The following is a 12,116-nucleotide window of genomic DNA, read 5'->3' on the forward strand; positions in this document are numbered from 1 at the left end:
CTCTATCATCTCGCTAAAAATACTCAAAAGGACAAACATGAAACGCACGCTCGGCGTCTGTTACTATCCCGAACACTGGCCCGAGGACCAATGGGCAGACGACGCCGCGCGCATGGTGGCCACCGGCCTCACATGGGTGCGGATCGGCGAGTTCGGGTGGAGCCGGATGGAGCCAACCCCCGGCACCTTCACATGGGACTGGCTCGACCAGGCGATTGACGTCCTCGGCAACGCAGGCCTCAAGATCATCCTCGGCACACCGACGGCGACCCCGCCTCGCTGGATGATCGACAAACACCCGGACATGCTGGCCATCGACGCCGAAGGCCGCCCACGCAAATTCGGCTCCCGCCGCCACTACGATTTCAGCCATCTCGGCTACCGCGACGAATGCCGCCGCATTGCGCGGTTGATGGGCGAGAGATATGGCAGCAACCCGCACATCGCCGCATGGCAGATCGACAATGAATATGACTGCCACGAAACCACGCTCAGCTATTCCGACGCTGCGAGGAAAGGTTTCCAAGACTGGCTCGCACAGAAGTACCAATCGACCGACGCGCTGAACCGGGCCTGGGGGAATGTGTTCTGGTCCATGGAATACGACACCTTCGACGAGATCGACCTGCCAAACCTGACGGTGACTGAACCGAACCACCCGCACCAGCTTGCCTTCCGCCGCTACAGTTCAGATCAGGTCGTAACCTTCAACAAGGTGCAGGCAGATGAGCTGCGCAAGCACACCGACGCGCCACTGATCCACAACTACATGGGTCGGATCACCGCGTTTGATCATTGGAAGGTCGGGCAAGACCTCGATATCGCCTCATGGGACAGTTACCCGATTGGCTTTCTTTCAGATCGCCTCGAAGGGTCTTCAGAACAAAAGAAAAAATTCCTGCGCCAAGGCCATCCTGATATGCAGGCGTTTCATCATGACCTCTATCGCGCGGTCGGAAAAGGGCGGCTTTGGGTCATGGAACAACAGCCCGGGCCCGTAAACTGGGCCCCCTACAATCCGGCGCCGCTTCCCGGTATGGCGCGACTCTGGGCCTGGGAAGCATTTGCCCATGGCGCCGAAACCGTCTGTTATTTCCGCTGGCGACAAGCGCCCTTCGCGCAAGAGCAAATGCATGCAGGGCTGCTACGTCCCGACAGCGCAGACGCCCCTGCCTTGGCCGAGGCGCGGCAGGTCGCCGATGAATTCGCCGAACTGCCCGATGTCGGCACAACCAACAAAGCGCAAGCCGCCCTGATCTTCGATTACGAAAGCGCATGGGCTTGGGACGCCCAGCCGCAAGGCGCGGATTTCGAAATGTTCCGCCTCGCATTCGCCGCCTATCGCGCCCTGCGGCGGGCCGGGCTGAACATCGACATCCTGCCGCCCGACACGGCGGATCTGTCCGACTACAAACTGGTCCTTGCGCCGGGTCTGATGAACATTACCGACGAACTCCGCACAGCACTCGTCCGCTTTGAGGGCATCGCCCTGATCGGCCCGCGCACCGACACCAAGACTGACGAACTCGCGGTCAAGGTTCCCCTCGGCCCCGACTTGCCAAGCCTTGATGTCAGCGTCGCGGTCACCGAAAGCATCCCGCCAACGGAAGCGATCCCTCTGCAAAACGGGGGTCAGTTTCTGCATTGGTTTGAACATCTCGAGGGCACTGCAGAAGCCCATGAAAAGACCACATCAGGCCACCCCGCGATCATGGGCAATGACCATCTACGCTACCTCGCCGGGTGGCCGGATGAACCCACCTTCGATCGGATCATCCGGGATCTATCCAAAACGCTGAACATCGAAACCCACGATCTTCCCGAGGGGCTGCGCATCCGCGACACCGACACGCACCGCTTCATCTTCAACTATGCGCCCGAAGCACTGACGTGGAGCGGCACGACCATTGGCCCCGCAGGTGTGTATTGGGAAAAGCTGCCGTGACACCTTTCGGCACCACGATAGATGGAAAAGACGTCCACAAGATCACCCTCTCCGCAGGCGACCTGACCATCAGCCTTCTGACCTACGGGGCCATTCTCCAGAACGTTCGGCTGACGGGCATCGACCGGTCGCTCACACTCGGCTCTGACAGACTGGCCGATTACGAAGGACCGATGTGCTATCACGGGTCGCTGATCGGGCCGGTCGTCAACCGGATCAGCAATGCGCGGATGCGGATCGACGGCATGGTCTATGAACTCGAACGGAACGAGAAAGGCCATATCCATCTTCATTCCGGTCCATACGGCACGCAGCGTCAGATCTGGGATGTGCTCGCGGCCACATCGACCAGCGCTACGCTGGCTCTGGACCTGCGGGACGGCGTGTGCGGCTTGCCTGGCAATCGCCAGATCACCGCGATTTTCACCGTGTCGCCGCCCGCGACCCTGACCATGCAGATCACGGGAACGACGGATGAAAAAACCGCAATGAATTTCGCCAATCACAGCTACTGGAACCTCGACGGATCCGACACATGGCATGGACACAGCCTGCAGATCGATGCAGATCAGTACCTGCCCAGCACCGCCGACGCTTACCCGACCGGCGAAATCGCGGATGTCGCCGGCACAGATATGAACTTTCGCCACGCTCGTCGGATCAGCCCGGGTGAGCCGAACATCGACAACAATTTCTGCCTGTCCGATACCGATCAGCCGTTGCGCGATATCCTTCATCTGCAGGGACAGAGCGGGGTCAGCGTGACTGTCGGGACGACTGCACCGGGGATACAGATCTATGACGGACGCCAGGCCAAGCGACCCGGCCGTGCCCTATATGAAGGATTGGCGATCGAAGCCCAGGGCTGGCCGGATGCCCCCAACAACCCGCACTTTCCTTCGATCATGATAGAACCGGAAGAAACCTATCAGCAGACGACACGTTGGATATTCGCCAAGTAACCGGCCTCAATTTCCCCGAAGAGCGAGATCAAAAGAGGGATATACTAATGGCACTCCGTGTCATCGATGCCGAACCGGATAGAGGTATCTTCCAGAAACCGGGATCATCGCACCCACCGAAACAGGCACCCGCCAGAAACACCAACGCATAGCAATCGGTCTGGAAATTCTCTTTCGGCAGGATCGGGCTATCTGTCCGTCCATTGTCATTAGTGCGGATTGACGCAAGCTGAATCAGCGTACCGTCCTCGACCCGATATAAACCAACCGTTTTGCCTGGCACGGGCAGGCCATGCCCCGCCTTTCCCCTTGCAGGCCCCCAAATGACAGCGCCGGTGATACGTCAGGTGAATCGGCGGCCACAAGGAACTGGTGATCCAATACGACACAAACCAATGAAAAACAGGTAAAAAACGGCGATCGGAATCACCCGCGATCTGCTGTCGCACCCCCCTGAAGTGGCGGGCATGGCAGCTATATCAGGAACAAGGTAAAGATAACCGAGGGTATAATGGAAACGCTCCTGCTTTCGCGGATTCAATTCGCGGCCAACATTTCTTTCCACATCCTGTTCCCGACCATCACCATTGCGTTGGGCTGGGTGCTTTTGTTTTTCAAGGTGCGCTACAACCAGACCGGCCAGGATCGCTGGATGGAAGCCTATCGGTTCTGGGTGAAGATCTTTGCCCTTTCATTCGCGCTGGGCGTTGTATCCGGCATAACAATGTCGTTCCAATTCGGGACCAACTGGCCTGGATTCATGGAAAAGGTCGGTAATATTGCAGGGCCCCTTCTGGCCTATGAGATCATGACAGCCTTCTTTCTTGAGGCCGTATTCCTCGGGATCATGCTGTTCGGGTTCAGTCGCGTACCGAACTGGCTGCATACGATGGCTACATTCCTTGTGGCGTTCGGCACCATGATGTCGGCCTTCTGGATCATCGTGCTGAACTCGTGGATGCACACGCCGCAAGGGTTTGAAATGATTGACGGTGTGGCGCATGCGACCGATTGGGCTGCCATCATCTTCAACCCATCCATGCCGTATCGCTTTGCGCATATGGTACTGGCCAGCTTTCTGACCGTCAGCTTCCTGATCGCAGGTGTCAGTGCTTTCCGCTGGTTGATCGGTGGACGGACGGCGGGCGTGCGCGTCGCATTGAAAACAGCCATCTATGCCGCCGCCCTGCTGATCCCCGTCCAGATTTTCCTGGGCGACATGCACGGTCTGAACACCAAAGAGTATCAGCCCGCCAAAGTCGCGGCGATGGAGGGGAACTGGGAAACGGATACCGGCGTCCCGCTGATCCTGTTCGCGCTGCCGGATGAAGAGGCGCGGGAAAACCGGTTCGAGATCGGCATTCCCAACCTCGCCAGCTTCATCCTGACACATGACTGGAATGGAGAGGTCAAGGGTTTGAATGACTTCGTGGCCGACGACGGCACCGTCCTACATCCGCCGGTAAACCCCGTGTTCTGGTCGTTCCGGGTCATGGTCGGCACAGGTCTTTTGATGCTGCTCGTCAGCTGGGGCGCATCCGCGATGATGCTGCGCAAACGGCGCGGTGTCGAAGGGCTGCCCAAACCGGTGCTGTATGGGCTTGTCGCGATGAGTTTCAGCGGCTGGGTCGCCACCCTCGCCGGGTGGTACACGACCGAGATCGGGCGTCAGCCGTGGCTGGTGCAAGGGGTGCTTGGTACGAAAGAGGCCGTGGCCGACGTGCCCGCCCCGATGGTGCTGAGCACGCTGATCGCCTACCTGGCGGTCTACGCGGTCCTGCTTTTTGCCTATATCTTCGTGATCTTCTATCTCGCCCGGAAAATGTCGCGCGGCGAAGACATCGGAACGCGGGTCGCACCGTCCACGGCAGCACAGCCCAAAGCTATCCCAGCGGAGTAGGCAGACATGAACACTTTTGGTGACCCCAACATCTGGCTGCCCTTCGTCTTTGCCGGGCTCATGGGGGTCTCGATCCTTGTCTACGTCGTCTTGGACGGGTTCGATCTAGGCGTGGGGGTTCTGTTTCCCTTCGCCGACGCACAGGAAAAAGACCGGATGATCGCCTCGATCGGGCCGTTCTGGGATGCAAACGAAACATGGCTGGTCCTCGCAGTCGGACTGTTGCTGGTGGCGTTCCCGGCGGCCCATGGGGACATCCTGACGGCGCTCTATCTGCCCGTCGCGATCATGTTGATCGGTTTGATCCTGCGCGGCGTCGCGTTCGAATTCCGGGCCAAGGCACCTGCCCCGCACAAAGAAGCGTGGAACAACGCCTTCTTCGCCGGATCGCTCATGACGTCGCTCAGCCAGGGTTTCATGCTGGGCATGTATATCATGGGGCTGACATGGACTTTGGGTCACGTCGCTTTCGCATTGCTGACGGCCGTCTTCCTGACCGTCGGCTATAGCTTCATCGGGGCCACATGGGTGATCCACAAAACCGACGAACACCTGCAGCGCAAAGCGGTCGACTGGGCAAAAGGCGGCATCTGGGGCCTGGTGCTGGGTATCGGGGCTATCTCGCTTGCCACGCCTTTCGTGAGCGCGCGGATTTTTGAGAAATGGTTCAGCCTGCCTTCAATCCTATATTTGTCGCCCTTGCCGATTTTGTCAGGTGCGCTTGTCGTATGGTTGTGGTGGATGCTGCGCCGGATGCCGTTTTATCAAGACCGCTGGTCATGGCTGCCCTTCGCCGTCGCGACAATGCTATGGGTACTTGCATTCTGCGGGATGGCGTACAGTTTCTACCCCTATGTCGTCCCCGAGCAGTTGACGATCTATGAGGCCGCGAGCGCGCCGGAAAGCCTGTTCATCATCCTGATCGGGACCTGCATCGTGCTGCCCACGATCGGAGGTTACACGATCTTGGCCTATACGATCTTCCGGGGGAAGGCGACCGAACTGCGCTATGATTGATGGAGGATGGGCAAAATCGTCCATCCTATACAGAACGTTGCGTAGGGTGGGTACTTGCACCCATCCTCGGTCGAAAATCAGTTTGACAGCCCCTGCCCCTTTGCGTAATCGGGCGTGCGTGGTGCGGCGCGGTAGCTCAGCTGGTTAGAGCGCGCGACTCATAATCGCGAGGTCGGGAGTTCAAGTCTCCCCCGCGCCACCAACACTTTCCCATCCCCGAATTTGCCGTTAGCGTTGCCAGTGCATCGCTAGGGAGGTCGACATATCCATTCTCGACGAAATCGCCGCCATCATCGGCCCTGATCGCATTCTGACCGACAGAGACGCGGCACCCTATGTCACCGATTGGACCGGGCAATACGCAGGGACGCCTTTGGCCGTCCTGCGCCCGGGAAGCACCCAGGAAATCGCGGGTATCGTCAAGATCGCCAATGCCACCCGAACACCCATCGTCCCGGTTTCGGGCCATACGGGGCTGACCGGTGCGACGATGGGGCAAGACGCGCTGATGTTATCGGTCGACCGGCTGAACACGATCCACAATATCGATACGCAGGCGCGCACCGCGACGGTCGGCGCGGGTGTCGTTCTTTCATCGCTACACGATGCGGCCGACGCCCATGACCTTATCTTTCCGCTGACCTTCGGCGCGCGCGGCTCGGCGATGATCGGCGGTGTGCTCTCGACCAATGCGGGCGGGGTCAACGTGGTGCGCTATGGCAATACCCGCGACCTCTGCCTGGGGGTCGAGGTCGTCATGGCAGATGGCCGCATCATGAACCTCATGTCGGCGCTGCACAAAGACAATTCCGGGCTGAACCTGCGACAACTGGTCATCGGGGCCGAAGGCACATTGGGCATCATCACCGCCGCCGTCATGAAGCTGAAATCAAAGCCTAAAGCCTATGCCACCGCCATGGTCGCCGTCCCAGCTCTGGACAACGCGCTGACCCTGCTCAATACGCTCCAAGACGCAAGCGGCGGCGCCGTGGAAGCCTTTGAATACATGCCCCGCAGCTATGTCGATCGGCACATGACGCTGTTCCCCGATGCGCGGGCACCATTTGATCAGCCCTACGACATCAACATCATGGTCGAGATCGGGGCGACGGCGACACATGACGCCACGCCCGGGCCAGACGGCGAGATCCCGATCGCTGCGCTTTTGGAAAATACGCTGGGCGCGATGATGGAAGATGGACAGGTCCTTGACGCTGTCATCGCCCAGAACGAGGCGCAACGGACCGAAATGTGGGCCCGTCGCGAAGCTGCAGGCGAGGTCGCGGTGAAAGGCGGCATTTTCGTCAATACCGACGTCGCCGTCCCGCTCGACAAGGTGGCAACGTTTGAGACGCAACTGACACCTAAACTGAAAGCAATCGACCCCGATTGTCAGGAGGTCATCGTCTCGCATCTGGGCGACGGGAACATCCATCACACGACGTTTCTCAAACGCAACGATCCGGATGTGATGGCCGCGATGGTCGAAGCGGTCGAGGATGTCGTCCAGGATTTGGGCGGCACATTCAGCGCGGAGCACGGGATCGGTCTGTCAAAGCTGGAAACCATGCGGCGGCGTAAGGATTCGGTCGCGCTCGATGCGATGCGGGCGATCAAGGCGGCGCTCGATCCAAACAACATCCTGAACCCCGGCAAGGTGATCCCCAGCGCTTAGGAAATAGAGTTTTCGAAGCGAAAACTCTGACCACATGAGGATTTTCGTTACGAAAATCCTCTGCCGCAACGCTCAGAAAAATCCTGGCCCCGCACGCTCCAGCAACCGCGCCGCCATCGCACGACCCATCTGGGGACCATCAGCGACTGCCCCCCCGACATCATCGGTGAAGACAGCTGATCCGTCGTGCCTCAATATTTCACCACGCAGCCGCAGGGCGTCACCGTCAATTTCGGCCAGACCACCAATCGGCGTCTCGCACGACCCATCCAAACCAGCCAACAGCGCGCGCTCGGCGGCGAGCCTGTGCCCAGTCGGGCCATCATGGATGGCCGCCAACATCTCGCCTGCCCGATCATCGCCGGTCCGCCGTTCGATCCCGATCGCCCCTTGTGCGATTGCGGGCAACATGTCCTCGGGGGAAATCGGATGATACGGTACATCTGACATCCTCAACCGACGCAAACCGGCGGTCGCGAGAAACGTCGCATCCGCCACGCCGTCTTCAAGTTTCTTCAACCGCGTCTGCACGTTCCCCCGAAACTCGACGACCTGAAGGTTCGGAAAGCGGGCGGCCAGCTGCGCGCGACGTCTGGTGGAAGACGTTCCGACAACTGCGCCGTCCGGCAGATCGGCCAAACCTTTGTACTTCAACGACACGAACGCATCCCGCACATCTTCGCGCGGCAGGAACGTGTCGAGGACCAGGCCATCCGGTTGCTGCACCGGCATGTCCTTGGTCGAGTGCACCGCGATGTCGATCGACCCGTCCAACAGCGCCTCTTCAATCTCGCGGGTGAACAGGCCCTTCCCGTCGATCTCGCGCAGCGGCTTGTCGAGGATCTGATCTCCGGTCACCTTGATCACGCGAATAGCAAAAGCCGCCGCGGGCAGATCGAACGCCGCCATCAACCGATCCCGCGTCTCATGCGCCTGCGCCAAAGCCAGCGGAGACCCGCGCGTGCCGATCTGAAACGGGTTGTCGGGGGAAGGCATTTCTGTGGTCATGCAGCGATTGTTAGACCTGTCAACCTAGCTTGACAACACCCACTGCACTTGGGACCAAGGACGAAAGAAAAGGACAAGCCATGGCACCGCAAAAAACCATCCTCCGGGCCCTCGCGGGCGAAACGCTGCCGACCCCGCCGATCTGGATGATGCGTCAGGCCGGGCGGTATCTGCCGGAATACAAGGCCACGCGGGCGCAGGCCGGGGATTTCCTGTCGCTTTGCTACAATCCCGAACTGGCCGCCGAGGTCACGCTGCAGCCGATCCGCCGCTATGGCTTCGACGCGGCTATCCTTTTCGCCGACATCCTGCTGCTGCCGCAGGCGCTTGGGGCCGATCTGTGGTTCGTCACTGGCGAGGGGCCACGCCTGTCCACGATCACAACGGCGGATGATTTCGAGAAACTGAAAATCGTGGATGACATTCACGACACGTTGCGCCCGGTCTATGAGACGGTGCAGATCCTTTCGCGGGAACTGCCGCAAGAGACGACGCTGATCGGTTTCGCCGGCGCCCCCTGGACCGTCGCGACCTACATGATCGCGGGCAAAGGGACTCCCGACCAAGGGCCAGCCCATGCGCTCAAATCCGAAAACCGCCCCGTGTTCGAAGGGATCATCCACCGCCTGACCGAGGCCACGATCGAATACCTGTCGATGCAGATCCAGGCCGGGGCCGAAGTCGTCAAGCTGTTCGACAGTTGGGCCGGATCGCTACAAGGCGACGATTTCACTGAATTCTCGATCCACCCGATGGAGCGGATCACCCACGCCATCCACGACCGCCATCCCGGCGTTCCGGTGATCGTATTCCCGCGCGGCGCTGATCACCGTTTTGCGGGTGTACATCAGGCGACCGGTGCGGAATGCGTGGCGCTGGATGATGGCGTCGATGCCGGTTGGGCGGCGGAGCATGTGCAAAGCGATGGCTGCGTTCAAGGCAACCTTGCCTCGAGCCACATGGTGACAGGAGGGCAACCGCTGGTCGATGAAACGCGGCGGATTTGCGAGGCTTTCTCGGACGGTCCGCATATCTTCAACCTCGGGCACGGGATCACGCCGGATGCAAATCCTGACAATGTCCAACTGATGATCGACACGGTCCGCGGGTCATAGTTTTGGCGCAAAGTGCTGGCAGCGTCAGCACACCATCAGGAGACGCCCATGCCATTGACCCTGCGCATTGCCTTTCACAGCCTCCGCTGCGGATGGTTGGCCGTGATGATCACACTGGCCGCCTGGCTGGGTCTGGCCGCAGCCACGCCGGAAGAACGCGCGGCATTGGGCGCCCAGATCGGTGATGAGCGGCCGCAGGGTTTGGTGCAAATGCGTGTCGCGCGGGCCATGGTTCACTTTGCACCAGATCGCGCCGCTGCGTTTCTGAGCGAGGCCAGTGATGGTGAGATTTCGCCGGAGCTGGCCGGCATGATGCTGCGCCATCTGGCGGCCGGCCCCGCCGCTCAGCAGGCGGCGTTCGATGCCATGGTCGCCGATGGTGGCCAGACATCAACGGCCCGGCGGGTCGGCGGCGCAAAGTTCGTTCCGGCGAATTGAGCGGGGCCTCTGCTTTGGGTTTTCTTGCGGGAAATATTAACAAGTTATGAATTTTGATGTTTTTGGGTACAAAATGACATCTGACGCTCGGAAAATGACATAAGATGCTGAATAATAAAGATTTTTCAGACCAAACACCGATCGGAAAAGTATCGGATTTCCATCGGACTTTCATATGACACCGCCGCGCGGTCGATCGCATCGACGTTAACGAATGAAGGTTAGCTTCGCGTTTGCAAATCACAGGTTAATACGTAGAGCGGGGCGATCGCCGATTTCGGTGCGGTCGTCACCGTCGATAATGACAACACCTAATCTGCAGCGTCGTTGGAAGCGATAAGCGCGCGTTTGAGAAAGCCTGTAGCTCGCTCTTTGTGACCCGCATTAAGGCTGCGCTGGGCGATATAGGTTGCATCGTCGCGCGGAGCGGCAAGAACAGTATGAGCGTGCGATGACAGGATAATCCGAGAGAATGTGTATCCGAAAGTAACCCGATCGAAATAGAACTGGATGCGCTCTGACACGCCGGCAAAGACTGGTAGCGGCCGTTTGCGGCTATACTTGGCCGTTTTCAATCCACTTGCAGTTGTTTTGCAGCTGGGCGCGACCCCGGATCAGATCCGGGGCGCTTGGTTCAGATCACACCCATTTTGCCAGTGGCGGCAGGCTCATCAGGACGGCGTTGGCGTCATGGCCTGTGGCGAGGCCGAACTTTGTTCCCCGGTCATAGACCAGGTTGTATTCGGCATAGAGCCCGCGATGGATCAACTGCGTATCCTTGTCCGCAGCAGATGCGGGCGTGTCCCGCCGTTTTTCGACGAGCGGCACATAGGCGGGCAGGAAGGCGCGGCCGATGTCCTGGGTCAGGGCAAAATCGGCCTCCCAATCGCCGGTGCAGTAATCGTCCATGAAGATACCGCCGACCCCACGGGCGCGTCCGCGATGGGGGACGTAGAAGTATTCGTCGGCCCATGCCTTGAGTTTGCGGTAATGCGCCTCACCATGCGGGTCGAGATGGGCCTTTTGCGTCGCGTGGAAATGCGCTGTGTCCTCATCGTATTCGATACAGGGGTTCAGGTCAGACCCGCCGCCGAACCACCAGGCATGGGGCGTCCAGAACATGCGTGTGTTCATGTGCACTGCAGGGACATGCGGGTTTTGCATGTGCGCGACCAGCGAAATACCAGAGGCCCAAAAGCGCGGGTCGGCGTCCATGCCGGGCACACCGCGGGCCGCCATCGCCTTTTGAGCGGCATCGCCCAGTTTGCCGTAGACGGTTGAGACGTTCACGCCGACCTTTTCGAACACGCGGCCATCTCGCATCACCGACATCAAGCCGCCGCCTGCGTCGCTGCCGTCATCGGCGGCGCGCTTTGTCTCGGTCACGTCGAAACGGCCTGCGGGGGTGTCGCCGCCTGCACTATCCTCGATCCCCTCGAACGCCGCGGCGATTTCATCCCGCAATGTGCGGAACCATGCAGAGGCCTTGGCCTTTTCCGCGTTGAAAATTTCTGACATTGGTGTCCCTACAGCCTGATATTGCATAGCATTTCGTGCTAGCGTCCTGTCAGCATAGCGATGCATACGCGATGATCCAGATCAACGAACCACAGAATTGCGGAGACTTTGAATGCGCCCTGCCCTGATCCTGCTGCCCCTTGCCGCACTGGCCGCCTGCGCCACGCCGAGAGAGCAATGCATCAACAACGCGCTGCGCGAGACACGGATCGTGGATGCGTTGGTCAATGAGACCCGCGCCAACATCGCGCGCGGTTATGCGATCGAAGAGGATCAAGAGGTGCGCACGGTGCCACGCCGCTGCACGGGCGAACGTTCGGACGGAACCGAATTCAGGTATTGGTGCAATGATGTTCAGACGATCGAGACCAGCCGTCCGGTCGCGATCGACCTGAATGCGGAACAGGCCAAGCTGGAGTCGCTGCTGGAACGGCAGGCCCAGAACCGTGCGGCGTCGGACCAGCGCATCACACAATGCATCGCCGCGCACCCCGAGTGATCAGCTGTCGGATGACAGTTTGTGAGACGGGTGAAACTG

At 59.7% G+C, this 12,116-nt stretch carries 10 protein-coding genes and 1 tRNA gene; 9 read left to right on the forward strand and 2 right to left on the reverse strand.

The genetic code is table 11. From position 1 onward, the window contains the following. Positions 1 to 37: 37 nt before the first annotated feature. From V8J85_RS08030 to V8J85_RS08060, 6 genes are all read left to right on the forward strand, one after another. A complete protein-coding gene (locus V8J85_RS08030; RefSeq protein ID WP_339953204.1) occupies positions 38 to 1,945 on the forward strand; it encodes a beta-galactosidase in 1,908 nt (635 codons plus the stop codon). After that, entirely contained in the window at positions 1,942 to 2,907 is a 966-nt protein-coding gene (locus tag V8J85_RS08035) for an aldose epimerase family protein (protein ID WP_339953205.1), read from the forward strand. The genes V8J85_RS08030 and V8J85_RS08035 overlap by 4 nt, the downstream gene beginning before the upstream one ends. A gap of 511 nt (positions 2,908 to 3,418) precedes the next feature. Beyond that, the gene (locus V8J85_RS08045; RefSeq protein WP_339953207.1) at positions 3,419 to 4,807 is read left to right on the forward strand and encodes a cytochrome ubiquinol oxidase subunit I; all 1,389 of its coding nucleotides are present in this window, start codon (positions 3,419 to 3,421) and stop codon (positions 4,805 to 4,807) included. A gap of 6 nt (positions 4,808 to 4,813) precedes the next feature. Further along, complete coding sequence (locus V8J85_RS08050) at positions 4,814 to 5,824, forward strand: cytochrome d ubiquinol oxidase subunit II (protein WP_339953208.1); 1,011 nt, start codon at positions 4,814 to 4,816, stop codon at positions 5,822 to 5,824. A 125-nt stretch (positions 5,825 to 5,949) separates the two neighbouring features. Further along, positions 5,950 to 6,026: transfer RNA gene (locus V8J85_RS08055), tRNA-Met, on the forward strand. A 60-nt stretch (positions 6,027 to 6,086) separates the two neighbouring features. Beyond that, complete coding sequence (locus V8J85_RS08060) at positions 6,087 to 7,499, forward strand: FAD-binding oxidoreductase (RefSeq protein WP_339953493.1); 1,413 nt, start codon at positions 6,087 to 6,089, stop codon at positions 7,497 to 7,499. A 72-nt stretch (positions 7,500 to 7,571) separates the two neighbouring features. Here the strand turns inward: V8J85_RS08060 and hemC are convergent, their stop codons facing one another. Further along, complete coding sequence (gene hemC / locus V8J85_RS08065; protein WP_339953209.1) at positions 7,572 to 8,507, reverse strand: hydroxymethylbilane synthase; 936 nt, start codon at positions 8,505 to 8,507, stop codon at positions 7,572 to 7,574. Positions 8,508 to 8,587: 80 nt separating this feature from the next. Between hemC and hemE the strand changes: the two genes are divergently transcribed. Next, positions 8,588 to 9,622, forward strand: coding sequence for a uroporphyrinogen decarboxylase (gene hemE / locus V8J85_RS08070; protein ID WP_339953210.1), 1,035 nt, complete (start codon positions 8,588 to 8,590; stop codon positions 9,620 to 9,622). Between the two features lie 48 nt (positions 9,623 to 9,670). Continuing rightward, positions 9,671 to 10,060, forward strand: coding sequence for a hypothetical protein (locus V8J85_RS08075; RefSeq protein WP_339953211.1), 390 nt, complete (start codon positions 9,671 to 9,673; stop codon positions 10,058 to 10,060). A gap of 639 nt (positions 10,061 to 10,699) precedes the next feature. Here the strand turns inward: V8J85_RS08075 and hemF are convergent. Then, positions 10,700 to 11,578: an oxygen-dependent coproporphyrinogen oxidase gene (gene hemF / locus V8J85_RS08080; RefSeq protein WP_339953212.1), complete on the reverse strand. Its 879-nt coding sequence runs from the start codon at positions 11,576 to 11,578 to the stop codon at positions 10,700 to 10,702. Between the two features lie 112 nt (positions 11,579 to 11,690). Between hemF and V8J85_RS08085 the strand changes: the two genes are divergently transcribed. After that, complete coding sequence (locus V8J85_RS08085; protein WP_339953213.1) at positions 11,691 to 12,077, forward strand: hypothetical protein; 387 nt, start codon at positions 11,691 to 11,693, stop codon at positions 12,075 to 12,077. The last annotated feature ends 39 nt before the right edge of the window (positions 12,078 to 12,116 follow it).

This window comes from Yoonia sp. 2307UL14-13 (assembly GCF_037572755.1).
Taxonomy (GTDB): Bacteria; Pseudomonadota; Alphaproteobacteria; order Rhodobacterales; family Rhodobacteraceae; genus Yoonia.